Genomic DNA, 25,496 nt, shown 5'->3' with positions numbered 1-25,496 from the left:
ATGGCATTTAACTTTATTGATTTCTTAATTATTATTAAAAACTAAAAAACGTATTCGTGTACTTTGAAATTATTTACCAACACTATTTGTAAAAGAACCGCCTGAAGTCTGATTCTTTGAGCGTTTTATTATTATAATATTACTATCATCTAACAGAATTCTCAAAGCAGTGAGAGCGTTAGTTTTTCCCGAATCGTTTTCGCCTATAATAGTATTGGTCTCACTGTCGAATCTAAATATTTCAGATTCATAATTTCGAAAATTTCGAATTTGAAGAGTAGATAAAAACATACTCAATTCTCCTTATTTTTTAATTTGATTACATAGTATATTTTATCACAAAGAATCTGATTAAAGCCTTAATTATGTATAAATTGAGTTGTTAAAAAGTTTTTCCTAAAGATGATTTTTTATATTAATTATGGCATTTTTTAGTTATCATTAATATAAAGATTACTTGGTTGGTATTTCTACTCAAATATTAATTTCAAAGTACCGTAAAATTAAAAAGCTAAGGAAATGGAAAAATTATGGAACTTCTACAAGAAACTTCATTTATATTACTTTCTCAAGAATCAGTTGAAGTAAAACAAATTATATACCAGTTGGTTAACTCAAGATTTAAACAACAAGATCAACTCAATATTTCTATATTACCTTTCTTATCATCTATTTGTGATGGATGGTTAACATTTTTTAAGTCACAAAACATAGAAATAGAAATTCCAAGTATTGAAAACGTTCCTTTCGATAGATTAGTCAAATCAACACGTGTTAGTTATAAACTATATTCAGATAAAAAGCATAACAAAATTAGTAGCCAACTACAAAAGGACGGTTTGAAAAGGATGGATCTGTTACAAACAGATTACAATTTTATTCAAAAACTAGTTGTTAAATTATTGGGGCAGAAAGATTTAGGCGTATTTACTATAGATGGGTCTCCTTACGGAAATACAAGTCAACTAAACATTTATTTAGACAAAATACTAAACATAAAATCTACAGCGTCGTTAAGTGACCTTGAAAAAAATTCATTCCTTTTTTTAACTAAATACTCTGAATATATTGCATCATTCATTAATTCTGTGGTTACTCAAACTTCAAATAGTAGTATTGATGAAAATAAGAGTTTATCATTAGATTCAAATAAATTCGAACACAAAGATTATTTTTTTTATGATGAACAGCGTAAAAATCTATTAAGTGGTGTTTTACCGAAAGATGCTCAGCTATTTCTTTTTAATATATTCTGCCAAAATAACTTTATAAACGATGTAATACCTGATGTTTTTCAGATCTCCGGACCATTTTTTTATAGGTCTAAATTACAAACTTACCTCATTAGTATTAATTGTCTATCTCTAATACTGAAGAAACATTCACGATCAATTAATGAAAGCCAATTTCATACTATTCAACATTTGCTTGAAGAAAAAGAAAAGTATTTCACTTTCGAAAATAAATTACGAAATAATATTTTTCACTATGGAATTCAAGAAATTCCGGTTTCAATATTTAAAGATTCAAAACATCATTTTGAAGAAATGATAGAATACTCAGTTGATATCGACTTTGAACGCTTTATGGCAAAAATAAATCAATCATTCACAATTATGAACCAAATGCTTAGCGATTTAATCAAATATAAACTTTAATTTAAAGTACACACTTCAACAAAGAAGTTAAGTCACAATTACTTTATACGCAACAAAATACATGTAGAATATAATATGTTCTGGGGGTGTTACCTTGAATTTTAACTTAAATATTACAGATATACTAAATTTACCTATAAAAATAATGTCAGCACTTGCTTTAGCAAGCGGTCTACTACTTTTCTTACCATCAAAAATATTAGCAAAACTTTATTTAGACACTTTTATAAATAAATATGGTTTTATAATTGGATTAATTTTTATTGTATCTTTAGCTATTTTAATAATTACACTAATTATCCAAGTATTTAATTTTATAGCAAATAAGAGAAGTATAAATAGGTTCTATCAAACAGCTGAGACTCGTTTAAGAAAGTTAAGCCCTTATGAAATTTGTATTGTTTTAAGTTTATTTGAAAAAGAAAATTATACAAACTTGTTGCCTATCAATGATGGGGCCGTGAAAAAAATAGAAAGTGAAATGATCATCGGAAAAGCAACAACTCAATATATGATTTCTAACCTAAATACTGCAAAATTTCCTTATTTATTACACCCCTGGGTGGTTGATGAATTGAAAAAAAAAGATCATCTTTTAGATTATTTTGAAAGTACTGCTGAAGAATTTCTGAAGAATGACGCAAATAAACAATTGATTTATGATTCTTGTATTCGACAACCGGATTATTATTAATTGATATAGATATTAACATTAAAACTAGGTTTAATATCGCATTCCATATTATATAGTATCCATTTTTAACTAACCAATTTGAAGAAATATTAAATTAACTTTTAACCGATTTCTTTATTTTTTCAGAAATGATAAAAGTTCAAATATTCTTAATTACACTATATAAAAAAAGCGTCCAATTACGAACGCCTTTATCTTTGAATATTGAACTTTAGAATCCCTATTTACGATTTTATACAAATCTGAATCAGTGCTTCTATTGCACTTTTTGCAATTCTCATCTTATTTTTTATGATTTATAACACTTTATCCGTTTCCATATTTCTTGATTTTACTGCATGTCCCCTTATATGACTCACACAAAATCCAGAGTGGGAATAAGGTGAATTTTAAGAACGCTGATATAACAGCGTTCTTTTTTGTGTTCAATTTTCTTTAGCCATAATTTACATCTTTAAAATAAAAAAGATAATCAATCAAATAATGAACCAAGATTACTCAGATAACAATATCAAAAAAAGGAACTCCGTCTTGATATGATCCCTCTAAAGTAGACACTTAAAAAAGTAAATCTACTTTAGGGGGAGTTTTTTACGTTCAAATAGTAAACATACAGTATCTGAATTAGAATATTTTATTAAATTATATTTACAGGAAGGTGTAAGTATCAGTGAGTTGCAAGAAACCTATGGTTTAAAGCTTGTAGAAAGTAAATTTCGCCGCAAGATTCTACGATATAAAAAGCACGGCATTTCTGGTATTCAGTCAAGTAAAACCAACAATCATTATAGTCAAGAGTTTAAGCAAGCTACTGTTGAGGAGTATTTTATTTCTGATCAAACAATAGTTGGGATTGCACGTAAGTATAATATTCCTTCAGATGCAACTGTTGGAAATTGGATAATCAAGTATACTAAGGGTGAAGAAAACCGTAATTATTCTCCATTACCCGAGGTGTTTAAAATGAAAAGCAGAAAAACGACCACAGAAGAAAAAATAATGATTGTCAAAGATTGCTTGGCCAATGAATTGTCTTATAAAGAAACAGCTCAGAAACATCATGTATCCTACAACAATGTGTATTCGTGGGTTAAAAAGTACAAAGAATACGGTCCTGATGGACTTAGCGATAATCGTGGACGGCGGAAACCAGATAGTTTACAAACAAATGAAGAGAAGTTAAAGGCAGAAATTGCCGCACTGAAGGCTAAAAAACGAGTACTTAGAAACAGAAAATGCAGCAATAAAAAAGCGGAGAGAAGTGGAAAGAGAGTTGATGTTACGCAAACAAGGTATGAAGTCTAATATCAAACCATTAAAAAATTACAACAAGAAGGATTCAAAATAGTTCATTTATGTAAAGCTTTAAAAGTCAGTAGAGCCGGTTACTATAAATGGTTGAATCGCAAACCATCCCGCAAAGGTCAGCGTTTAGAAAAGCTTATTGAAATGATTGCCCATACTTATAATAAATTTAATGGTATTTATGGTTATCGTCGGATAACCATTTATCTAAATCATTACTTAGGTGCTAAAGTAAACCATAAGTGTGTTCATCGATTAATGAAATTATTGAAATTAAAAGCTGTTATTCGTCAAAAAAGATATAATTACAAACCGCATACACCTAATCATGTGGCAGAAAACATCTTAAATAGAGCATTCCAAGAAGAATACAAGCCAATGGAAGTGCTACTTACAGATGTAACAGAATTACCTTACGGTAATAATTCAAAAGCATATCTAAGCGCTATTTTAGATTATGGTGTCCAAAAAATAATAGCATTCAAACTCTCACACCAGAATAACAATGCCTTAGTTCGAGATACGTTTTCACAAATTGAAAATCAACTTATCCCGAATAAAACATTGATCCACAGTGATCGTGGAGTTCAATATACTTCTCATTTTTTTAGAGAATATATTTCTAGAAACGATGTAATACATAGTATGTCCAGAGTGGGTAAATGTATAGATAACGGTCCGATGGAAAGCTTCTGGGGTATTCTGAAATCAAAAATGCTACAATTAGAAGCATACGATACGTTTGAAGAGTTAAATGATACACTTCAATCTTATATTGAATTTTATAATATGGAGCGAGTTCCACTTAGCATGGGATTGCGTATTCCAGCATAAAAAAACCATGCATATTAAAATTGATGCATGGCTTAAATATTTTATTTATTTACCTGTCTGCTTGACAGGGGGCAGTTCATCTTATGAGTTCCTTTTTTTGTATATTTATTCAGGTCGTTGAAACATTGATAATGAATAGTTGTTACTAATTTTTTATATGATCATTAGTAATTTCAGTTAGTGTTATTTTTCTCTCATTTCCAATAACTAAAGGTACATATTCGTTTAATACTTCTGAATAATCTAAGCCAAAGGCTGAAGCAGTTGGTTGAACATGTTCTTTAATAAACAATTTAAGTTGCATAACTTGGCGCTCAATAGAGCTGAGCTCAGAGGTTTGAGAAAGTTTCTCATGAATAATGACGAATTGGAAGTCACCAACTTCCCTACCAGGTGTTATGGTATATCTCTGTGGTTGTTTTGGTAAACGACCACTTGTCATTAAGTCATGGATGATCTGGCGAATATATACATTAATTTCTTGGGTAACTTTAAATCCTAGGTGTAATTTCACTTTAACAATATAATCTGTATCCATCATGTCGACCTCATAAGCTTTTGTATAAGGTTCATCAGTTACAACAACATTCACAAACCAATAAACTCTTGCCTTTTTAGGCCGTTTATCAAGGATCGAATAGATATATTGACGCCCGATAATAGAGTCATTCATATGAGCAACTAAGAAAACGACATTTGTTTGATTTAAAGGCAATGAGGAATCTTTTCGTAATTCACCAATTTGGTCTAAATAATCATGTAAATCAATAAGGTCTTCTGTCTTGGCTTCAATTTGGTTGCCCCATTGCCATATTACCATGATGAATAAAATAATGGCAGCAATCATCACAGCAACATACCCACCGTGAAAGAATTTGGTAATACTTGAAATGAAGAAAATCCCTTCAATTAATGCAAAGAATAGGGTTAAGGTATGTGCGACCAGTTTAGGTTGACCAATCTGCATTAGGTATGCATGTAATAAGATGGTTGTCATTAACATGGTAATTGTTATAGACAGACCGTACGCAGCTTCCATACGCGCAGATGTTTGAAAGGCGACCACTACACAAGATGTAAAAATCCATAACAGTAAATTAATTGTTGGAATATACATTTGACCAATAGAAGAGCCTGGATATAATATTTTCAGTCTCGGTAATAGTTTTAATTTGATTGCTTCAGAAACCAATGAGAATGATCCGGAAATCAATGCTTGAGACGCGATAACTGCTGCAATCGTAGCAAATATTACCCCAAATACTAGCCAACCTTCTGGAAGCATTGCGAAAAAGGGATTTAAGTCTTCAATTTCTTGGTAGTCCGGGTTATTTCTAACTTTTAATAACCAAGCTGCTTGACCTAGGTAATTCAAGGTCAAACAGATTTTAATATATGGCCAACTAGCACGAATATTGGCTAATCCGGCATGTCCTAAATCGGAATACAAAGCTTCAGCACCAGTAGTTGCTAGAAAGACACTACCTAGAATAAAAATACCAGCTTTATTTTCCGGGCTAAATAAAACTTTAAAAGCATAGTAAGGATTCAAAGCTCTTATAACTGTCCAATCGCCTATAAAGTTTAATAAACCAACAGTGCCTAAAAAGGTGAACCATGCAAACATAATTGGACCAAATGCTCGTCCTACTACATCAGTACCAAATCGTTGGATCCCAAAAAGTACGAGTATGATAGCCAAGGTGATGGCAATTACAATTTGTTGACTTTCACCAAAATGACTATAGAATGTCGGCACACCACGCAAGCCTTCAATAGCAGTTGTTACCGTTACAGCGGGTGTAAGGACACCGTCAGCTAGAAGTGAAGCCCCACCAATCATCGCAGGAATGATGAGATAGCGAGCTTTTTTTCGTACTAAAGTATATAAAGCGAAAATACCACCTTCCCCTCTATTATCTGCTTTTAACGCTATTAAAACGTATTTGATTGAAGTTAGTAGGGTAATAGTCCAAAAGATTAGTGAAACAGAACCGATAATAAAATCAGGACTGATATTGGCCAGTCCACCGTTACCAGCCACAATTGCCTTCATTACATATAAAGGGCTGGTTCCTATATCCCCATATACGACGCCCATTGCAATCAACAATCCCGCAAAAGAAAGTTTATTGTTTATGCTATTTTTACTTGTCATTATACTCTCCAATAATATTCAAAAATTTTCCAAGATTACCAAATTATGAACTATTCACTATAAAAGTCAATAGGTTTAATGTACTTATTTCACAAAAGTACTCGAATAATCAAAAGGCAATACACTTACTGAAAGTCGCTAAATATATACTAGCCTAAGAGTGATTAAAAACTGGGTATGTAAGACTAGATTCATCTCTATTGATATAAAAAGAAGAGAGTTAACCGATTGGTCAACTCTCATAAAATTAGTCTAACATTTAGGGTCACCTATACTGTCTAGGGATTTTTGTGTCTTATAATTCTTTATAATAAATCAAGTCTATTTGTTCGTCGTCTGCCATGAAGAAGGGATGTTGACTAATATGGCGAAAGCCCATTTTGCTGTAAAAATTAAGTGCGCGTTGATTATGTTCCCATACGCCCAACCAAATACCAGCCAAACCTAGACTACGTGCAATTTCTTCAGCAGCTTGAATTAATTTTGTGCCATATCCGTTGCGTAGAAAAGCTGTTCGCACATAAATCCTTTCGACTTCAAGGAGATTGTCGCCCACATATTCTGACTGTGCTTCGCCCACATTCAATTTAAGATAACCCATAGTTTCATTATTCTCTCTTAAAAAGAAGAATTGACTATTGGCGGTTTCTAATTCTGCTACTAATTTGCTCCGATTATATGCATCTTCTAAATAAATCATCATATTTTCATCTGAATTAAATTCCCCAAAAGTGTCCGTATAGGTTTCGATTGAGACAGCTCTTAGCTCATCCACATCGGCCACACTACATTGATGTAATTGTATCATAAATGACCATCCTCCTTGCAAAATGGATTCCCTATATCATAACCTAAAAGCCAAAAAAATTTAAATCAAAAGGGGTAGGGAATTGGGGAAATGCAGCTACTGGTTTGACGTGTAAAATTATTTCTTAGTATTAAGGACTATAATCAGTGAAATTTGCAATAGAAGCGCGTATTTGTAAAGAATTTACTTAATATTTACAAGAATTATATCTAGTTTTAGAAATGAGCAATGTATAAATGCACTTGTTCTGGCATTGGTAAAGGGTTATATTCGTTTTTTATTAGATATATAAAATCAATTAAGTGTAAAGAAATCGAATTAAAGACTTTACTGATTATTTTCAAAACTAATACTTAAAATTGATTGGAAGTTAATATTGGTAGTTTAAGATAAACAGCGGAGTTAAAAATTTGAGATCAATTTTCGGGAGGAAATAAGGACAATGAAATTTAACAAGAATATTATGCGCTTTGGTGTGGGGTTATTATCAGCTGCATTATTAGCTGCATGTGGTAATGCTAGTGCAGGTTCTGAATCATCTAACTCATCTACTGGTGCTGCAGAGGGCGAAACTGAATTAGTATTCTGGCATGGTATGGGTGGGTCTACTGGTGAAGCACTACAAAAAATCGTTGACCAATATAACGAGTCGCAAGATGAAGTTTTCGTCAATGCGCAATATCAAGGAACTTATGATGAAACATTAACAAAATTACGGTCATCTGCCTCTGGTTCTGATGTCGGTGCCGACTTAGTTCAAGTATTTGAACAAGGGATGACATTCATGATCGACTCAGGTTTAACAGTACCTGTTCAAGATTACGTTGACGAATCTGGATTTGAATTAGGCGACTTAGAAGAAAACTTATTAGCTTACTATACGAAGGATGACACTTTATACTCTATGCCATTCAACTCATCTACACCGTTAATGTACTACAATGCGGACCTATTTGAGCAAGCTGGTATCGAAGAAGCACCAACTACATTTGAAGAAATTATTGAAATTTCACCACAATTAACTGAAGCAGGCGTTGAAATGCCAATGTCATTAACTATCTATGGTTGGTACATTGAGCAATTTATCAACAAAACTGAAGAAGACATGTACAACAATGGTAACGGCCGTGATGCTGCACCAACAGAAGTTGCATTCGACCAAAACGGTAGCATGTTACGTGCCTTAGAAACTTGGAAAAAAGCACAAGATGAAGGTTTAGCACCTAACGTAGGACGTACGGGTGGACAAGCTGAGTTCGTTTCAGGTCAATCAGCAATTACTTTAGCTTCAACAGCAACATTACGTCAAATCTTAACAGAAGTTGACGGCCGATTCGAAGTAGGTACTGCTTACTTCCCAGCATTATCTTCGGAAGATGAAGGTAGCGTTTCAATCGGTGGTGCGTCTCTATGGATGATCGAATCTGAAGACGAAGCTAAGAAAGATGCTACTTGGGACTTCATGCAATACCTAGTAACACCTGAGGTTCAAGCGCAATGGAATGCAGATACAGGTTACTTCCCTGTAAACAAAAATGCCCATGACGAACAAGTATTCAAAGATAACTTAGCAGAATTCCCTCAATTCCAAACGGCGATTGACCAATTACATGATGCGACACCTGAAGATCAAGGTGCTTTATCTGGTGTAAATCAAGAAGCTCGTATGTACTTCGAAGCAGAATTAGAGCGCCTATTAAATGATGAAATCACTGCAGAAGAGGCAGTTCAAAATATGGCTGATCAAACAAATGCAGCGCTTGAAAACTACAATGCGACGAATCAATAAGATTTAGACTTTGTACAGCCGGAAGCTTTTTCCGGCTGTTTTATATTTTGAAAGGAGCACAATTTTGGAACGTACAGATGAAATTGTAATCATTAAAGCGAAGAAGACCTTGGGTGAACGAATCCAACCTTATATGTACTTGTTACCAGCTTTGTTAGTTTTAACAGTATTTATGTTTTGGCCTTTTATCCAAACGATTTTCCGTTCGCTATATCTAACAGATTCTTTCGGTCAAATGTCCCAGTTTCTTGGTTTGAGAAACTATGTTGAATTATTTGCCAGTAAATCATTCTGGAACTCTATGATGGTATCATTCCAGTTTGTTTTGATTGTTGTACTTTTTGGTGTGACAGTTGGACTAATAGCGGCTATTCTATGTCAACGGTCATTTCCTGGGATTAGATTTTTCTCTACCTCTTATGCGATGCCAATGGCTATTGCATCTGCAGGTATGGCCATGATTTTCCAAGTCATGTTAAACCCGACAGTAGGAATTATAAACAAGTTAATCGGCACCAATCAGAACCTTCTAACGCATCCAACATGGTCTCTGGTAGTTATAGGGATTTTAACTGGCTGGTTAAATTCAGGGATGAACTTTTTATATTTCTCTTCTGGATTAGCGAGTATTGAGGATTCTTTATATGAAAGTGCCTCAATTGATGGAGCCAACGGTTTTCAAAAATTTATCAATATTACCATTCCTTCATTAGGCCCAACTTTCTTCTTTGTTATTGTAACTAACGTGATTAACGCCTTCCAAGGTTTCGGTCAAATCAATATCTTGACTAAAGGTGGTCCAGGTGAAGCGACGAACGTAATTGTTTACGATATTTACAAGAATGCCTTTATGAATTACCGGTATGGATTTGCCTCAGCAGAATCAGTTGTTTTATTCGTCATCATTATGGTTTTAACAATTATCATGTTCATCATTCGAGGAAGGAGTAATAAATAATGGCCAGCACGCAAGCAAATTCAACAGCAGTTACAAACCGTAATAAACAAAATCAAAAATACTTGGTGCAGCAAAGAGTTCAACAAGTAGGCGTAATTGTCCTTAACGTTATCATGTGGCTTTTTATGATGTTTCCTTTAATTTATGCCGTATTAATGGCCTTGAAACCATCAGCTGAATTATATGATCCAAATTCAATTCTATTCCCGCAAAACCCAACGTTAACAAACTTCGTTCAAGTTTTTGATATCGCCCCTTTAGGTCGTTATATCGTCAACTCAATTATCGTAGCAACATCTGTTACCTTATTGCAGATTCTGACATCTTTATTAGCCGGTTTTGCTTTCAGATTTGTAAACTTTAAGGGCAGTAAATTAGTGTATGCCTTAATCCTTTCTACCATGATGGTACCAGGTGAAGCGGTAATTATCTCTCAATTCTTGATGGTATCTGGCTGGGGCTTAAATGATTCAATTATTGTATTGATCCTGCCATTTATGGCTTCAGCATTTAACATCTTTTTATGTACACAAGCGCTACAAAACTTCCCTTATGAAATTTATGAAGCAGCTAAAATGGATGGGTGTAAAGATTTACGATTTGTATTTGAAATTATGTTTCCATTACTGAGACCAACGCTTGGTTCAATGGCCGTTCAGTCATTCCTTGCAGGTTGGAACATGTACATGTGGCCGTTACTAGTAACGAATAACGATAATGCGCGAACTGTTCAAATCGGGATTTCAATGTTGAATAGTGTAGATTCACAATCATTAGTTTTAATGGTAGCGGGTGTTATTATTTCAATGATACCTAGTCTAGCCATCTTTGTTATCGGATCTAAGAACATGGTTAAAGGTTTAACTGCAGGGGCAGTGAAAGGTTAATAGGAGGATAGAATGGCAAAAGTTCAATTAAATAAAGTTGGCAAAATTTATGAAGATGGATTTAAAGCAATCCATAATATCGATTTAGACATCGAAGATAAAGAATTTATCGTATTTGTGGGACCATCTGGTTGCGGCAAATCGACTACTCTACGAATGATCGCAGGATTAGAAACTATTTCTGAAGGGGAATTACGTATTGGTGATGATGTTGTCAACAACGTACCTGCAAAAGACCGTGACATCGCAATGGTTTTCCAATCATACGCCTTATACCCACATATGAATGTTCGTGATAATATTGCCTTCGCAATGAAAATGGAAGGTATTTCTAAAAAAGAACGTTATGCAAAAGTTGAGGAAGTAGCGAAACCACTACAACTAACAGAATACTTAGACAAGAAGCCAGGTGCCTTATCTGGTGGACAACGTCAACGTGTGGCTTTAGGTCGTGCGATGGTACGTAATCCAAAAGTATTCTTGTTAGATGAACCATTATCAAACTTGGATGCGAAATTACGTGTATCGATGCGTTCTGAAATCGTTGAATTGCACCGTCAATTACAAACTACCTTCATTTATGTCACACATGACCAAACCGAAGCGATGACAATGGGGACGCGTATTGCAGTCTTAAATGCTGGTCGTGTTGAACAATTTGATACACCAGAAAACTTATACAATAATCCAGTGAACCGTTTTGTTGCGGAATTCATTGGCAGTCCACAAATGAACTTAATCAACGGTCGTTTAGTGAAAACTGAAAATGGTACGGCAATTGAATCAAGCGCGGAAATCTTCCCATTACCTCAAGAGATGCAGGATAACATTTTAGTAGAAGCAACTGGTCAAGAAATTCAAATCGGTTTACGCCCAGAGCACTTTGAATATAAGAATGACCGTTTTGATAACCAGACTATTTTAGTTCAAACTAAAAATGTTGAACAAGTAGGTGCAGATACCTTCGTTTACTTTGATTTCCATTCTTCAGAATGTGAAATGACAGCGCGCTTAAGTCCAGCGAGAAGAGTGCCAACACATTCTGATGTGTATTTACAAATTGATATAAATAAAGCATATTTATTTGATAAAACAACAGGTAATTCAATCTTAAACCGTCGTTACCACGAAGAATAAGGAGTGAACCTATGACTGGCATTATTGCCCACCGAGGCTTTTCAAAGTTATTCCCTGAAAATACCATGCTGGCTTTTAAAGAAGCAGCTAAGTTTGATATCACGGGTATTGAGCTTGATGTACAATTAACGAGTGATGAACAGGTCGTGATTTGTCACGATGAAACCATTGACCGGACGTCAAATGGCACGGGTTTTATCAAGGACATGACCTTAGCGGAATTAAAAACCTTCTATTTCTACGGCAAATACCAAGGTCGAGTTGAAGAAAATGAAGACATTCAAATACCAACACTTGAAGAATTTTTCAAGTGGTTCCAGCCCTTAGACATCATGGTCAATATTGAATTAAAAACCAATATTTTCCGTTATGATGGTCTGGTTGAAAAGGTGAATGACTTGATTCAACAATATGACTTAATTGATCGAGTAGTCCTATCTTCTTTCCAACACCACACCATGAATGATGCCAAAAAGGTAAATCCGGCCTTAAAAACGGGTCTTTTAACGATGAGTGGCATTTTGAACCCAGGTGATTATACCGCTAGTCACGGGCATGAATTTTACCATCCATTCTTCATGACTTTAGAGTCAAAAGATTTTGACAATCTTGCAGCCAACAATATCTGGATTAACACCTATACTGTAAACCGAGCTGAAGATATGGAAAAACTAATTACTGCTAAAGTAACCAATATCATTACCGATGATGTGGCCTTAGGACTAGAAACATTGAATGCATTAAAATAATTTACAAAGGAAAAGCCTATGGTTCCAATTGTGGATGCCATAGGCTTTTGTCGTATACTTTAGTGGTGCTTATCCTAATTGTAAATCTGCTGAAGTAAGGGCTTGGTCAATGACTGCCATAACCGCTTTAGAGTGGGCTAAGTTTGCTTTGACCCGGTCCATATCGTGAGTACGGATGATATCTTCAAATTCAACAAATTCTTCATACATGCGGTGGTTGTGAATTCGTTTGTCGGTTGTTTGTGAAGTCTCTCCGCGCAAGGCTAGATTATAAGAAGCCAATGAATTGGTTGGGCCATCGATAATTAAGGCACCGTTTCGTCCTTGAATAGTTGATCTAATTGGGGCGTCGGTATCTTTTGACCCGATGCAGACCGCTTTAAAATCTTCAAAATCCATAATCAACATGCCCGAAGTATCGATTCCCCGGTCTACATTGGCATAATAGGTAGCTGATTTTGGTGCGCCAAATAAGCCGACCAGTAAATGGACGTTGTAAATATTGATGTCCATTAAGGCACCACCAGCTTTTTTGGGATCAAAGGCTGGTAAAATCTCACCATCCATAAAAGCATCATACCGGCTTGAATATTGTGAGTAGTTGGCTTCAACAATTTTAATAGTTCCTAGTTTAGCCAAATCTGCTTTTAGTGCTTTGAAGTTTTGGAAGTGTTGGTTGGTAATCGCCTCTACTAATACCAAATCTTTTTCCAGAGCGATTCCTTCCAGTTCTTCTAGCTCTGCCAAGTTTAAGGTGAATGGCTTCTCACAAATCACGTTTTTATTGGCCAATAGTGCCTTTTTTGCAAATTCATAATGCAGATGGTTGGGCAAGGCCACATAGATGGTATCGATATCGCTAGCTAATAAGGCGTCTAGGTCCGTGAAAACTTGGTTGATTCCGTGGTCGTCCGCCATCGCTTGGTTTTTAGCCAAAGATCTTTCAGATGACAAAAGGGCAACCAATTCTATAGCTGGGATATCGTGGACCATTGATAGGAAATCTACGACAATCTTACCAGCACCCAATATTCCTAATTTCATATATATTTCCTTTCTTTAGTAGGGTCTAAATTAATGTAAGCCGACTTGACCGTCTTCCATAATTTGCATGACTAACAGGGTTTCTTCGTCTTTCACGACTTTCTCTTTGCCGTTAATAATGGTTTCATAAATATCGCGGTAAACTTGACGGTAGTCGCCAACTTCAGTAACAACCGCTTCTTTGTGGTAGACACCATTGTCATCGAGATAGGTTAAAGTGCCGTAGTGTTCAGGCAAGTCTTGGCCAAAACCAGGTTGGTCAGGGGTATAGTTTAGTTTCAAGTGGTCTTCTTGACGGTCTTTTGTTTGCTTGATGAAGACACCTTTTTTTCCGTAAATGGCAAAAGATGGTCTGGCTTCAAACCGCATTAATGACCCGGCTACTGCCACTTTTAAATTGCCGTAGTTTAAATCAAAGTCGAAGTAGCCGTTTAATTTGCCGGAACCAAGAATTTGACGGGTATCGAAGTGGACATCGTCAGGCATGCCGAAGTAAGAAATGGCTTGGTCAAGGGAATGAGAACCCAGGCCGTATGTATAGGAATCGATTAAACTATAAGTTGAATTTTCTGAAAATTCAGGGTTATAGCGATCGTAGTGAATTTCAACCTCGATCAAATCACCAAGGACGCCAGATTCGATGACTTTTTGCGTAGTTAGGAAGTCCGAATCGTAGCGACGATTTTGATAGCATTGGATGAATAGGCCTTTTTCTTTGGCTAAGTCGAATAACTCTTTGGCTTGGTCACGAGTTTCCGCAAATGGTTTTTCAACCAATACATTTTTACCGGCTTCAAGAGTTTGTTTGGCTAAATCATGGTGGGTAGGGTTAGGTGTTGTAATGACAACTAGGTTGATGGCTTCATCCTTGTAGATATCATCTAGGTTACTCGTGTAATGAACACCGTCAAGACTTGGCCAAGCACTTTTCCCAGACCGTGAGTAAATCGTTTGCACGTTGACAATTTCCGGTAGGCGACTAGAGAAGGGTAGGTGGTAGCGGTTGGTGGATTTACCGTTTCCGATATAAGCAATATTTAACATGAATATAACCTCCATAAATGTATTTGTCTTAAATATAGCGGTATTGATGGGAAAATGATAGCGATTTGGTTATTCTGGTAGTAACTGCCAGGAAGGTGTCGAATGAAAGGGGGTTTTTGAACATTTTGACCAAAAAGATATCCTCCATACCAATTTTCAGGCAGATAGCGTACAATGTTATGAGTAGAAAACCCTTTCAGGAGAAGGTGAGAAAATGAATTTAGTGCAAGCACTTAAAAATGACCAAAAATTTACGCCCAATGAAAAGCGAATTGCGGCTTATATCTTGAGCAATCCCTTAGCGACCAGCCAGTTTAATTTAAGAGACTTGGCGACTAAAACTTATACCTCACATTCAGCGATTGTCCGTTTTACCCAAAAGCTAGGTTATGAAGGTTTCAGGGATTTCCGGGTGGCTTTAATTGCCTATGCCCAGCAGGACCGGTTCAAAGAAGGGGCAGTGGATGCCAATTTTCCCTTCGTACCGGAAGATTCGACTAGTGTTATTGCCGACAAAATGGCTAGTTTGACCAAGCAAACGATTGAAGCTATGCAAGCCAATTTTGATGAACAGACTTTTGAAGCCTGTGTGAAAACTATGCTAGATGCCAAACGGATATTTATTTTTGCCAAAGGCGACACGCAAATTTCAGCCCGATCTTTTCAAAATAAGCTGGCTAAATTAGGGATTTTCATTGTGATTGCTGAAGAATACGCGGATGAGGCCTGGGTAGCATCCAATATTTTAAAGACTGACTGTACCATTTTTACCTCTTACCGGGCGGATTCAGTCAAGTACCAGCAATTTATTAAGATTTTGAAAGCTGAAAGTGTGCCAACTATTTTGATTTCGTCCCTAAACGCTAAAGTTTTAGCGGGGATGACTGACCATTGGCTGACAACTGTTGATTTGGAGCGGTCAGACTCCTTGAAAATAGGGACTTTCTCCTCGCAAATTGCCATTGAATATATTTTCAACGTTTTATATGCCATGATTTATATGACCAATTACCAGAAAAATAACGAACAAATTGCCAAGAAGTTTACGCGAATCCAGAGAGGAGCTTTAGATGGTTAAGTGGGGAATTATCGGCGCAGGAAATATTGCCAACCGTTTTGCGAATAGTCTAGAGGAGGTAACTGACGGTGAATTATACGCGGTTGCCAACCGGACGATTGAAAAGGCTGAAGCTTTCAAAGCTAACCATCCATGTGAAAAGGGCTATGGGTCTTACCAAGAATTATTGGACGACGACCAAGTGGACGCCGTCTACATAGCCTTACCGCATAAATACCATTTGGAATGGGTCTTGAAAGCCATCCAAGCAGGCAAAGCCATTCTTTGTGAAAAACCAGCGACTATGAATCAAGCTGAAGTTTCAAAAATTGAAGCAGCTTTACATGCTAAACCCGTTTTCTTTATGGAAGCCATGAAGAGTCGCTTTACACCTGCTTATCAAACGGTGAAAGAGCTGGTCGCACAAGGTGAAATTGGGGAAGTCCATACGGTAACCACTTCTTTATGCCGAAAATTCGATGAGTCCAATGCTTCTTACCATTTTGAAAAAGGTCAAGGTGGCTGTTTACTAGATATGGGTGTCTATAACGTTGCCTTACTAGAAGACTTCTTGCCAGGTGAATTTGTCCTGAAAAATTTGGATTACAAGTTACATGATAGTCAAGTAGAAGTTTACGTGAATGCGGTATTTGACGTGAACGGTAAGGAAGCTGTGCTAGAATCAGGTTTTGACCGGTTTACAGACGCAAAAGCAGTGATTTCAGGAAGTAAAGGGGAAATTGTGCTTTATGACTTCCACCGACCGACTAAATTTGACTTAATTGTAGACGATAGGGTCACCAACAATGAAATCTTAAATATTGTCGATGATTTTTATGGTGAAATTACCCATGTCCATGCCAATCTAAAAGCAGGTAGATTAGAAAGCAACCGGATGCCAATGGCGGATACTAAGAAATTCGCAGCCATTATTGATCAATTGAAAGCAGAAATATTTTAGTAAATGCAATCACTCAGATCAAATGAAAGCGTAAACTGCTATAATGAAAGTAAGAAAATTACAGGAGGCTCTTCTATGAAGATTGAACGAGTGGCATTTTTTGATATTGACGGTACCTTATTTGACTCAAACAAGTACCATTTACCCATTGAACAACAGGTCCCAGAGTCAACCTACCTTGCCATTGAAAAGTTAAAAGCCAATGGCGTGCTGCCAATTATTGCGACAGGTCGCTGGAAGAACCGTGCCCAGGACTTGGGGGACTTATTGAAGATTGATTCATTCATCACTTCAAATGGTCAGGCAGTTCATATCGAAAATGACCTTGTTTATCAAAACTATATTGACCAAGCACTAGTTGAACGAACGGTTGACGAGATGCGTTTCCGCGATGTGCCAGGCTTTTTTGATACCAAGGAAGGCCTTCATTTACTACCAAATGTTTTTCATGCCAGGGATTACGGAGAACCATTTAAGATTGTGCATGATAGTGAATATCCTGAACACGTCCTTCAAATGCTCGTGACCACTGAAAATATCCAGATTGTGAGCGACTGGTTGACTGAATTGAAAGTCGTTCAAACGGGGCCGACTCATTTGGATATCTATCCATTCGATGTGTCTAAAGCCAATGGGATTGACAGGGTTCTTGAGATATTAAATATGAATATTTCACAAACTTATGCCTTCGGTGACGCCGACAATGACCTTGAAATGTTGGCCAAAGTTGGCACCTCAGTTGCAATGGGTAATGGGACCGATAACGTCAAGAAAACTGCAGATATCATTACTTCTGAAGTTTGGAATGACGGCATTTATAAAGCCTGTGAACAATTAGGATTGTTTGATTAATACCTGAAAAAGGTCAATCACCAGCTTACTAGCGGTTTTTTCTATAGAAGGACAGGCTAGCTTGGGGAAATGGTAAATAAGGAAGAACATACTAGAGGGAAAAACACAGAAAATGGCTGATCAAGTGAGGTTCAACTACTTTCTGTGTTTTTGATTTATGGTTATGTTATTTTTAGAAGTTACCGTCTAACAAGTCTTGAATGATTTTTGAGACACCTAGATCGTTATTAGATGGAGCGATAAAATTAGCTTGTGCTTTAATATCGTCATGTGCATTTTCCATGGCATATGAATATTTCACTGCAACTAACATTTCAATGTCATTATAGTTATCACCAAAAGCCATCATTTGGTCAGTGGTGATATTGAGTAAGTTACTCAGTTGGTACATAGCTTGTCCTTTATTGATATTTTTGTTCATAATATCAATCCATTCTTTACCAGATGTTGTGGCAGAGAATTGTTTGTTTAAAGCAGGTCCGTAAATGTCTGCATATTGGTCAACAGCATCGTTATTCGGTGTATAAACGGTAAACTTGTTGGCAACAGCTTCTACTGACGCAAAGTCGTCATAATAATAAATATTTGTATAAAAAGTCCGGTAGACTTGGTCATACTGGTCATGGGCTTTTGGAATATAGGCAGCATCTAGGGCGCACAAGATAGGGATGCCAGCAGCTTCATTTTGCTCAAGGGTAAAGGCCATCAATTTTCGGTAGTCATCTGGTTCGATGATTGAATTAAATAATTGTTCTCCTTGTTTGGTAATGGCTGCACCATTATCAGATACGAAAATCAAATCGTCCTCGATATGACTGAACATATCTGCCAAGGTATAAAGTGGTCGTCCGGATGCGATGGCCACCTGGATGCCTTTTTCCTTTAAGGCGTGTACCTGGTCAGTAAAGTTCTTAGGGAGCTGTCCCTTGTCATTTAGTAAGGTGTGGTCCATATCAATGGCAATTAATTTAATATCTGTCATGTAAATCCTCCAATTGGTATTTTTTTACTAGCGAGCTTTTGTAGACTGTTATATAGCGCTTACAATTACTTTTAACTTAAAATTACATCGTAAGACGGATGGCTAGTAAACTTGTCTATGCTATATTATAACCATAAACTATTGAAAACGAAAATGAAAGGATGAACGCCCAGGGGTTGTTTAGGAAATTTAATTTGGATGATCTTTGGTGGTATTATTTCTGCCATCTCTTGGATCTTTATCGGCTGTCTATGGTGCCTAACGATTATTGGTATTCCCCTGGGCCTACAATGTTTCAAAATTGCCAAATTATCACTAATGCCATTTGGTAAGGAGGTTGTTCGTGAAGAAAGTGGCTTTGGGAGCTTGCTATGGAATATTCTATGGTTAATCTTTGGTGGTCTAGAATTAGCAGCCATGCACCTATTTATGGGGGTTATTTTAGCCATTACCATTATCGGTATCCCATTCGCCAAACAACACTTTAAACTAGCTTTACTATCGCTTGTACCATTTGGTGCACGGATAGTGCCGTCAAATACACTTTACATGGATATAAGATAGTAGAATAGATATAGGAAAAACTAGCCAGATTTCTCTTGGCTAGTTTTTTTTAGGCCAGAATGTCGGCAAAGTCTAATTGGGCAATCACTTTTTCCAAGTCATTAACGGGTGCTTCAACTAGGAAACCGCGTTTTCCGGCTGAAAAAATAATAGTCTCATAATTTTGAGCGGTGGCATCAATAACGGTTGGGAAGGCCTTTTTCATACCAATCGGAGAACACCCACCGTGAATGTAGCCAGTTAAGGGTTCAAGATCTTTCTGGGCAATCATATGAATATTCTTCTCGCCAACGGCAGCAGCGGCTAATTTTAGGTCTAACTCATGGTTAACAGGGACTAGGAAGACATAATGGTTTTTCGATTTTCCGTGTGTGACTAGTGTTTTAAATTGTTGGTCTGGATTAATGCCAAGGACTTCAGCAACTTCTTCACTGGAATGTGGCGTGAAATCTTCAGGAAGGGTCATCTCTGTATAGGGAATTTTTTGTTGATCTAATTTACGGATTACATTGGTTTTTTTAGCTTTGGCCATAATTCAACATCACTTTCTTTTTTATTTTCAACTTTCGATTTAATTCTTTGATTTAATCCTTTGATTTAATCCTATTTTACACATTTATATTTATTTTGTGAAAAAAAGTGATTGGGTATAACAAATGGGTCGTGTGAGTAAATAGACGGGTTTTATCTGCGTGTGTGAGAAAATCTGACATTTTGCGTGATATTTCCTTTCCTTTTTTGAAAATTTCAAGGTATACTTGTAACTATCTTTTGAAAGCATTAAAAATATATGAAGAAAGAAGTGAGGGAAAGGCATGATGAAGCATAAAAAGCTATCATTTTCCGTATTTATTGTAAGTTTACTTACTCTATTATTTTCAATCGCACCTGGCAAAGTTGAGGCAACTGAAACAGGTAATGGCGAAACCTATATTATTGCAACCGATACAACTTTTGCACCTTTTGAATTCGTAGATGATTCAGGTGAATTTGTTGGGATCGATGTAGATATTTTAGCAGCAATCGCTGAAGACCAAGGATTTGATTATGAATTACGTTCATTAGGTTTCGACGCAGCTGTTCAAGCTGTTGAAACTGGTCAAGCGGATGCGGTAATCGCGGGTATGTCGATTACAGATGAACGTCAACAAACTTTTGATTTCTCAGAACCATATTATGAATCAGGTACTGCCTTTGCAGTCCTAGACGATTCTGAATACCAATCTTTGGAAGATTTAGAAGGTCAATCCGTTGCTGTTAAAACTGGTACGCAAGGGGCAACCATTGCAGCCGAACTAGCGGACAAATACGGTTTTACAGTGAATACTTTCGATGACTCGCCAAACATGTACCAAGATGTTATTTCTGGTAACTCAGTGGCAGCGGTAGAAGATTATCCAGTAATGGGTTATGCAATCGAATCAGGTGGTTTAAACTTACGATTCATTGGTGACAATTTTGAAGAAGCGCCATATGGTTTCGCCGTATTAGGTGGTCAAAATGCTGAATTACTTGAAATGTTCAACGCTGGTCTTAAAAACATCAAGGCATCTGGCGAATATGATGAAATTTTAGCTGAATATGGTGCTGGCCAAGAAGATACATCTTCTTCAACAGAAACACCAGCAGCTGGTTCAGGTGAAACTTACACAATTGCAACAGATACAACTTTTGCACCATTTGAATTCGTAGACGAAAATGGTGACTTTACTGGTATCGATGTTGAATTATTGGATGCCATTGCAGCTAACCAAGGTTTCAAATACGAGTTGAAATCACTAGGGTTTGATGCGGCAGTTCAAGCGGTTGAGACCCAACAAGCAGATGCCGTAATCGCTGGTATGTCAATTACAGAAGAACGTCAACAAACATTTGACTTCTCAGAACCGTATTTTGATTCAGGGACAACATTTGCTGTTTTAGCGGATTCAGATATTGAATCATACGAAGACTTAGAAGGACAAAATGTTGCCGTTAAAACTGGTACGCAAGGGGCAACAATTGCCCAATCAATGGCCGACGAATACGGTTTTACCGTAACGACATTTGATGACTCTTCTAACATGTACCAAGATGTTATTTCTGGTAACTCATCGGCAGCGGTAGAAGATTATCCAGTAATGGCTTACGCGATTAACTCTGGTGGTTTGAACCTTAAAATTATTGGTGACCAATTAGAACCAGTTTCTTATGGGTTCGCTGTTTTAGCTGGTGAAAACCAAGAATTACTACAAATGTTCAATGACGGACTAGCAGCTATTCAAGAATCTGGCGAGTACGACGAAATCGTTGGTAAATACTTAGGTGATTCTGAAGAAGGCGAAACAAGCTCTTCTAACGGCTTCTTAACTCAATTAGCTAACAACTTCCCAGCCTTATTATCAGGTTTAGGAACAACTGTTTACTTAGCTATCATATCATTAGTAATTGCAACAATCTTAGGTATTTTCTTAGGATTGATGCGTACAAGTGGTAACGTTGTGCTATCAGGAATTGCGACAGTTTATATTGACATCATGCGTGGGTTACCCCTAATTGTAATGTCATTCTTCATCTACTTCGGTATTCCACAAATGTTTAATATTACCATTTCAAGTAACTTGGCGGGTATCTTAACCCTTTCACTTAATGCAGCAGCCTACATGGGTGAAATCGTTCGTGGTGGTATCCAAGCCATCGACACTGGTCAAACTGAAGCAGCAAGAAGTCTAGGTTTAACAAACGGCCAAACAATGCGTCACATCATCTTGCCTCAGGCAGTAAAAGTGATGGTACCGTCATTCATTAACCAGTTCGTTATTACCTTGAAAGATACGTCAATCCTATCCGTAATTGGTATCGTAGAATTGACGCAAACAGGTCGTATCATCATCGCCCGTACTTACCAATCAGGTAGCATGTGGTTGATTGTTGGTTTGATGTACATCATCATTATTACGATTCTAACTAAACTATCAAACTATATTGAAAAACGTTATGTAGGTTCAAGAACTACACGCTAATAAATAAACGTTAATCATACGAAAAATCCAGGCACCCTTAACCGGGCAGCCTGGATTTTTTTGTTATTTGAATATCGATTTAAGCTAGCAGAAACTAGGCTTCTTGAACGATGTTTTGGGGTTTACCGTTGATAAATGCTTGCGTGTTTTCAAACGCAATTTGCGCCCTTAATTCCATGGCTTCGTCAGATAAGAAACCAACATGTGGTGTCAAAATAGCATTCTTAGCCGATAATAACGGGTAGTCAGCAGGCAATGGCGGTTCGCCGTCAAAGACGTCAATCCCAGCGCCGGCTATTTTACCATCATTCAATAAGTCAGCTAAGGCTGCATCATCAATAATCGGCCCGCGGGCAACGTTAATCATCACAGCGGATTCTTTCATCAAGCTTAATTTGTCTTTATTTAACAAGTGTTTTGTTTCATCATTTAGAGGTAAATGAACTGAAACAATATCTGCCCTTTGCAATAATTCATCCAGTTCAACTAATTCTACGCCTAAGTCTTTGGCTTCCTGCTTTTCAGACCGGTTGAATCCGATTAAATTAGCGCCAAAAACTTTGAATAATTTGGCCGTTTCAAGTCCGATATGACCAGTACCGACGATACCAACCGTTTTCCCTTTGATTTCACGACCTTGGAAGGGACCTGGAAAGTTGGCATTACGGATGTCGTCGTTACCCTTTGTGATGGCGCGGAATAGGTCTAAAGTCAAACCTAAAGCCAATTCAGCAACCGCTGTTGTTGCATATCCTGAAGCATTGGCGATGGCGATCCCTTTATCCTTACTTGCTTTGCTGTTAACATGGTCGAAACCAGTGAAGGCGACGTTGATAAATTTTGTATTTTCTAAACGCTCGATCACTTCAGCCGGGTAGGGATTATTGGCAATCATGACAATATCAGCGTCTTTAGACCGTTCATAAAGTTCGTTTGGATCAGTCGTTTTGTCAGGGTAATAGGTAAATTCATGACCAGCGTCAATCAGCGGTTGGGCCAATTCGTTAATGCGGGCTTCTGGTACGCGTAATGGTTCTAGTAAAGCAATCTTCATGGAATCTTCCTTTCAACATTTAATTATACAATCGATTCTTACTTTCACTATAAGGCATAAAGGCTTTTAATTCAAACAGTTGACACCCGGAAATAATATGAGAAAATTTAGGAAAAAGGGGTAGGTGTGTGACATGATTTTACTGGGATTGGAAATTACATTTACATTTGCTAGCGATTCGCTGAAAGACAAACGCCGAATCCTACAAGGCATGATGGAAAAAGTATCCGCCAAATACGGTGTTACAGTTGCAGAAACAGGAGACCAAGACGTCATCAACCAGGCTATTCTTGGCATTGGTATTGTGTCAAATTCATACAGCTTTGCGGAGAAGATGCTCAATCAAGCTGTTGACTTTTGTGAAACCAACTATCCAATTGAAGTCATCCAACAAGATTGGTATGAATAGCTTTTTAGAGGCAGTCTTGAATAACCTTGTCTAGGGCTTGAATAAAATGATGACGGTCTTCTGCAGTAAAGGGTTTAGGCCCCTTCGTCCGCATCTTGGCTTTTCGCATCTGTTGACTTTCATACCGCTGGCTGAGCAGTTGGTCGATATTCATGTCGGTATAAATCATGCCAGAGTGGTGGATGACTGTCGCTTTTGCCAGAGCTAATGAAGCTAGGCCGTAATCTTGGGTGACCACAATATCCCCGGCACTGATCATGGATAGGATTTTAAAATCGGCCGAGTCAGCACCTCTTTCCACATAGACAGTTTCCACATGATCAGCGACTAACTTTTTTGAAAAATGGTCAATCGAGGTTACTAAAACGGCTGGTAAATCATATTTTTTCGCCAATTGAATAGTTTCTTGTTTAGTGGGACTACCGTCACCGTCGATAAAGATTTTCATCAAAACATCCTTTCTATCATTAACTAATGGGAAAATAAAACGTATAATATAGTGTATACAAAATAATGAACAATTAAGTTGTAAAATCACCAGTAAATAAGGAAGTGGCAATATGGCTTACAATAGAAAATCTGGTCAACAACGACCACATATGGGCAAGTCAATCATCGGTTTTCCAAAAGACTATGTCATGATTGATATCGAAACAACCGGTTTAAAACCAAGTAACGATGAAATTTTAGAATTATCAGCTATTCGGATTCGCGACCACCAGATGGACCGAACTTTTTCAACCTTGGTCCAACCCAACCGGCCAATTTCAGGATTTATCACCAAATTAACCGGTATTACCAACAATATGGTCATGACCGCACCGCGAATTGACCAAGCCATGCCCGAATTCTTAGATTTTATCCAAGAAGATATCATTTTAGGCTACAACGTCAATTTTGACCTCGGCTTTATTTATGATACCGCAGTAAACCTGTATAATTTCCCTGTGAAAAATGACTATCTGGACGTGCTAACCATTGCCCGTAAATTAGTAACAGGAACACCCAACCATAAGTTGGGGACTATGGCCCAATTCTACGGCATCTCTTACGAAGGCGCTCACCGTGGATTAACAGACTGCTATATTACTATTGAAGTCTATAACCAACTCTTTAACCAAGCCAAACAGGTTTATCAAAGTGAACAAGACTTCAAAAATGCTTTTTACCGTCGTAGCTATCCAAAACAAATTAAAGTGGAAGACTTGAAGGCAGAAACAAGTGACTTTAATCCGATGCATCCGCTATTTAATAAGACTATTGTTTTTTCAGGGGACCTAGACAATATGTCCCGTGAAGAAGCCATGCAAACTAGTTTGAATAAGGGGGCTATTTTAGGTAAATCAGTGACCCTTAAGACAGACTACCTTATTGTCTCACAATCTGATTCAAATAAGCAGAAGAAGACCAGTAAATTTAAAAAAGCTGAAGAATACGCCAACCGTGGTGAAAAAATTAAAATTATTTCAGAGAAAATCTTCAAACAACTCTTGGAAATGGAGTAAGGCTAGCACAATTAGGATGAAAAAAATAGCTGTGACATCATGGTC

Annotated in this window: 23 protein-coding genes and 2 pseudogenes; 16 read left to right on the top strand and 9 right to left on the bottom strand. The window is 36.9% G+C overall.

Annotated elements, in window-relative coordinates; genetic code table 11:
* Window positions 1-103 precede the first annotated feature (103 nt).
* Window positions 104-291 (bottom strand): annotated as a pseudogene (locus tag AC973_RS07680) (AAA family ATPase); the annotation flags it as partial.
* A 239-nt stretch (window positions 292-530) separates the two neighbouring features.
* Here AC973_RS07680 and AC973_RS07675 point away from each other — a divergent pair.
* The 4 genes from AC973_RS07675 to AC973_RS07660 all read left to right on the top strand — a co-directional run bounded on the left by AC973_RS07675 (window position 531) and on the right by AC973_RS07660 (window position 4,491).
* Window positions 531-1,658, top strand: a complete 1,128-nt coding sequence (locus AC973_RS07675; RefSeq protein ID WP_065419883.1) for a hypothetical protein — start codon at window positions 531-533, stop codon at window positions 1,656-1,658.
* Between the two features lie 94 nt (window positions 1,659-1,752).
* Window positions 1,753-2,352, top strand: coding sequence for a super-infection exclusion protein B (locus AC973_RS07670; protein ID WP_225968963.1), 600 nt, complete (start codon window positions 1,753-1,755; stop codon window positions 2,350-2,352).
* Window positions 2,353-3,027: 675 nt separating this feature from the next.
* Entirely contained in the window at window positions 3,028-3,657 is a 630-nt protein-coding gene (locus AC973_RS07665; protein ID WP_107069910.1) for a helix-turn-helix domain-containing protein, read from the top strand.
* Between the two features lie 9 nt (window positions 3,658-3,666).
* Window positions 3,667-4,491, top strand: coding sequence for an IS3 family transposase (locus AC973_RS07660; protein WP_048729280.1), 825 nt, complete (start codon window positions 3,667-3,669; stop codon window positions 4,489-4,491).
* A gap of 145 nt (window positions 4,492-4,636) precedes the next feature.
* Here AC973_RS07660 and AC973_RS07655 read toward each other — a convergent pair whose 3' ends face one another.
* On the bottom strand, window positions 4,637-6,649 hold the full coding sequence (locus AC973_RS07655; protein ID WP_048729278.1) for a KUP/HAK/KT family potassium transporter: 2,013 nt from the start codon (window positions 6,647-6,649) through the stop codon (window positions 4,637-4,639).
* A 295-nt stretch (window positions 6,650-6,944) separates the two neighbouring features.
* Entirely contained in the window at window positions 6,945-7,457 is a 513-nt protein-coding gene (locus AC973_RS07650) for a GNAT family N-acetyltransferase (protein ID WP_048729277.1), read from the bottom strand.
* Between the two features lie 442 nt (window positions 7,458-7,899).
* On the opposite strand from AC973_RS07650, the gene AC973_RS07645 reads away from it, so the two are divergent.
* The 5 genes from AC973_RS07645 to AC973_RS07625 all read left to right on the top strand — a co-directional run bounded on the left by AC973_RS07645 (window position 7,900) and on the right by AC973_RS07625 (window position 12,977).
* Window positions 7,900-9,246 (top strand): ABC transporter substrate-binding protein, encoded by a 1,347-nt coding sequence (locus tag AC973_RS07645; RefSeq protein ID WP_048729276.1) that lies wholly within the window; start codon window positions 7,900-7,902, stop codon window positions 9,244-9,246.
* A 64-nt stretch (window positions 9,247-9,310) separates the two neighbouring features.
* On the top strand, window positions 9,311-10,204 hold the full coding sequence (locus tag AC973_RS07640; RefSeq protein WP_082148269.1) for a carbohydrate ABC transporter permease: 894 nt from the start codon (window positions 9,311-9,313) through the stop codon (window positions 10,202-10,204).
* Window positions 10,204-11,091 carry a carbohydrate ABC transporter permease gene (locus AC973_RS07635; protein ID WP_048729275.1) on the top strand — a complete coding sequence of 296 codons (888 nt, stop codon included), beginning with the start codon at window positions 10,204-10,206 and terminating at the stop codon, window positions 11,089-11,091. The genes AC973_RS07640 and AC973_RS07635 overlap by 1 nt, the downstream gene beginning before the upstream one ends.
* 12 nt (window positions 11,092-11,103) lie before the next feature.
* On the top strand, window positions 11,104-12,228 hold the full coding sequence (locus AC973_RS07630) for an ABC transporter ATP-binding protein (protein ID WP_048729273.1): 1,125 nt from the start codon (window positions 11,104-11,106) through the stop codon (window positions 12,226-12,228).
* An 11-nt stretch (window positions 12,229-12,239) separates the two neighbouring features.
* Window positions 12,240-12,977 (top strand): glycerophosphodiester phosphodiesterase, encoded by a 738-nt coding sequence (locus AC973_RS07625; RefSeq protein ID WP_048729272.1) that lies wholly within the window; start codon window positions 12,240-12,242, stop codon window positions 12,975-12,977.
* Between the two features lie 69 nt (window positions 12,978-13,046).
* Here AC973_RS07625 and AC973_RS07620 read toward each other — a convergent pair whose 3' ends face one another.
* Complete coding sequence (locus AC973_RS07620) at window positions 13,047-14,021, bottom strand: Gfo/Idh/MocA family protein (RefSeq protein ID WP_048729270.1); 975 nt, start codon at window positions 14,019-14,021, stop codon at window positions 13,047-13,049.
* A gap of 30 nt (window positions 14,022-14,051) precedes the next feature.
* Window positions 14,052-15,065 carry a Gfo/Idh/MocA family oxidoreductase gene (locus AC973_RS07615; RefSeq protein WP_048729268.1) on the bottom strand — a complete coding sequence of 338 codons (1,014 nt, stop codon included), beginning with the start codon at window positions 15,063-15,065 and terminating at the stop codon, window positions 14,052-14,054.
* 214 nt (window positions 15,066-15,279) lie between these two features.
* On the opposite strand from AC973_RS07615, the gene AC973_RS07610 reads away from it, so the two are divergent.
* The 3 genes from AC973_RS07610 (at window position 15,280) to AC973_RS07600 (ending at window position 17,935) form a co-directional block, all read left to right on the top strand.
* The gene (locus AC973_RS07610; protein ID WP_048729267.1) at window positions 15,280-16,143 is read left to right on the top strand and encodes a MurR/RpiR family transcriptional regulator; all 864 of its coding nucleotides are present in this window, start codon (window positions 15,280-15,282) and stop codon (window positions 16,141-16,143) included.
* Complete coding sequence (locus AC973_RS07605; protein WP_048729265.1) at window positions 16,136-17,083, top strand: Gfo/Idh/MocA family protein; 948 nt, start codon at window positions 16,136-16,138, stop codon at window positions 17,081-17,083. Before AC973_RS07610 ends, AC973_RS07605 begins: the two co-directional genes overlap by 8 nt.
* 75 nt (window positions 17,084-17,158) lie before the next feature.
* Window positions 17,159-17,935 (top strand): Cof-type HAD-IIB family hydrolase, encoded by a 777-nt coding sequence (locus tag AC973_RS07600; protein ID WP_225968962.1) that lies wholly within the window; start codon window positions 17,159-17,161, stop codon window positions 17,933-17,935.
* A gap of 172 nt (window positions 17,936-18,107) precedes the next feature.
* On the opposite strand, the gene AC973_RS07595 is transcribed toward AC973_RS07600, so the two are convergent.
* Window positions 18,108-18,917: a Cof-type HAD-IIB family hydrolase gene (locus tag AC973_RS07595; RefSeq protein ID WP_048729262.1), complete on the bottom strand. Its 810-nt coding sequence runs from the start codon at window positions 18,915-18,917 to the stop codon at window positions 18,108-18,110.
* Between the two features lie 177 nt (window positions 18,918-19,094).
* On the opposite strand from AC973_RS07595, the pseudogene AC973_RS07590 reads away from it, so the two are divergent.
* Window positions 19,095-19,481 (top strand): annotated as a pseudogene (locus tag AC973_RS07590) (YccF domain-containing protein); the annotation flags it as partial.
* A 49-nt stretch (window positions 19,482-19,530) separates the two neighbouring features.
* Here AC973_RS07590 and ybaK read toward each other — a convergent pair.
* Complete coding sequence (ybaK, locus tag AC973_RS07585) at window positions 19,531-20,013, bottom strand: Cys-tRNA(Pro) deacylase (protein WP_048729258.1); 483 nt, start codon at window positions 20,011-20,013, stop codon at window positions 19,531-19,533.
* Window positions 20,014-20,299: 286 nt separating this feature from the next.
* Between ybaK and AC973_RS07580 the strand changes: the two genes are divergently transcribed.
* Window positions 20,300-22,483: an amino acid ABC transporter substrate-binding protein/permease gene (locus AC973_RS07580; RefSeq protein WP_048729283.1), complete on the top strand. Its 2,184-nt coding sequence runs from the start codon at window positions 20,300-20,302 to the stop codon at window positions 22,481-22,483.
* A 94-nt stretch (window positions 22,484-22,577) separates the two neighbouring features.
* Here the strand turns inward: AC973_RS07580 and AC973_RS07575 are convergent, their stop codons facing one another.
* Window positions 22,578-23,537 (bottom strand): 2-hydroxyacid dehydrogenase, encoded by a 960-nt coding sequence (locus tag AC973_RS07575; protein ID WP_048729257.1) that lies wholly within the window; start codon window positions 23,535-23,537, stop codon window positions 22,578-22,580.
* Window positions 23,538-23,670: 133 nt separating this feature from the next.
* Here AC973_RS07575 and AC973_RS07570 point away from each other — a divergent pair, with 133 nt between their 5' ends.
* Window positions 23,671-23,946, top strand: coding sequence for a DUF503 domain-containing protein (locus AC973_RS07570; protein WP_048729254.1), 276 nt, complete (start codon window positions 23,671-23,673; stop codon window positions 23,944-23,946).
* A gap of 4 nt (window positions 23,947-23,950) precedes the next feature.
* On the opposite strand, the gene AC973_RS07565 is transcribed toward AC973_RS07570, so the two are convergent.
* Window positions 23,951-24,394: a YaiI/YqxD family protein gene (locus tag AC973_RS07565; RefSeq protein ID WP_048729252.1), complete on the bottom strand. Its 444-nt coding sequence runs from the start codon at window positions 24,392-24,394 to the stop codon at window positions 23,951-23,953.
* A gap of 112 nt (window positions 24,395-24,506) precedes the next feature.
* On the opposite strand from AC973_RS07565, the gene AC973_RS07560 reads away from it, so the two are divergent.
* On the top strand, window positions 24,507-25,451 hold the full coding sequence (locus AC973_RS07560) for an exonuclease domain-containing protein (RefSeq protein WP_048729250.1): 945 nt from the start codon (window positions 24,507-24,509) through the stop codon (window positions 25,449-25,451).
* The last annotated feature ends 45 nt before the right edge of the window (window positions 25,452-25,496 follow it).

The sequence above is a fragment of the Carnobacterium sp. 1290_CSPC genome (assembly GCF_001053265.1).
Lineage (GTDB): Bacteria > Bacillota > Bacilli > Lactobacillales > Aerococcaceae > Aerococcus > Aerococcus urinaeequi.
This window is presented reverse-complemented; position numbering and strand designations above follow the sequence as displayed.

Bases quoted from the DNA above. Each gene is read 5' to 3' on its own strand.
- AC973_RS07635 (WP_048729275.1), top strand. From the start codon at position 10,204: ATGGCCAGCACGCAAGCAAATTCAACAGCAGTTACAAACCGTAATAAA.
- AC973_RS07645 (WP_048729276.1), top strand. From the start codon at position 7,900: ATGAAATTTAACAAGAATATTATGCGCTTTGGTGTGGGGTTATTATCA.
- AC973_RS07605 (WP_048729265.1), top strand. From the start codon at position 16,136: ATGGTTAAGTGGGGAATTATCGGCGCAGGAAATATTGCCAACCGTTTT.
- AC973_RS07570 (WP_048729254.1), top strand. From the start codon at position 23,671: ATGATTTTACTGGGATTGGAAATTACATTTACATTTGCTAGCGATTCG.
- ybaK (WP_048729258.1), bottom strand. From the start codon at position 20,013: ATGGCCAAAGCTAAAAAAACCAATGTAATCCGTAAATTAGATCAACAA.
- AC973_RS07600 (WP_225968962.1), top strand. From the start codon at position 17,159: ATGAAGATTGAACGAGTGGCATTTTTTGATATTGACGGTACCTTATTT.
- AC973_RS07595 (WP_048729262.1), bottom strand. From the start codon at position 18,917: ATGACAGATATTAAATTAATTGCCATTGATATGGACCACACCTTACTA.
- AC973_RS07655 (WP_048729278.1), bottom strand. From the start codon at position 6,649: ATGACAAGTAAAAATAGCATAAACAATAAACTTTCTTTTGCGGGATTG.
- AC973_RS07575 (WP_048729257.1), bottom strand. From the start codon at position 23,537: ATGAAGATTGCTTTACTAGAACCATTACGCGTACCAGAAGCCCGCATT.
- AC973_RS07580 (WP_048729283.1), top strand. From the start codon at position 20,300: ATGAAGCATAAAAAGCTATCATTTTCCGTATTTATTGTAAGTTTACTT.
- AC973_RS07620 (WP_048729270.1), bottom strand. From the start codon at position 14,021: ATGAAATTAGGAATATTGGGTGCTGGTAAGATTGTCGTAGATTTCCTA.
- AC973_RS07615 (WP_048729268.1), bottom strand. From the start codon at position 15,065: ATGTTAAATATTGCTTATATCGGAAACGGTAAATCCACCAACCGCTAC.
- AC973_RS07560 (WP_048729250.1), top strand. From the start codon at position 24,507: ATGGCTTACAATAGAAAATCTGGTCAACAACGACCACATATGGGCAAG.
- AC973_RS07610 (WP_048729267.1), top strand. From the start codon at position 15,280: ATGAATTTAGTGCAAGCACTTAAAAATGACCAAAAATTTACGCCCAAT.
- AC973_RS07630 (WP_048729273.1), top strand. From the start codon at position 11,104: ATGGCAAAAGTTCAATTAAATAAAGTTGGCAAAATTTATGAAGATGGA.
- AC973_RS07625 (WP_048729272.1), top strand. From the start codon at position 12,240: ATGACTGGCATTATTGCCCACCGAGGCTTTTCAAAGTTATTCCCTGAA.
- AC973_RS07650 (WP_048729277.1), bottom strand. From the start codon at position 7,457: ATGATACAATTACATCAATGTAGTGTGGCCGATGTGGATGAGCTAAGA.
- AC973_RS07565 (WP_048729252.1), bottom strand. From the start codon at position 24,394: ATGAAAATCTTTATCGACGGTGACGGTAGTCCCACTAAACAAGAAACT.
- AC973_RS07675 (WP_065419883.1), top strand. From the start codon at position 531: ATGGAACTTCTACAAGAAACTTCATTTATATTACTTTCTCAAGAATCA.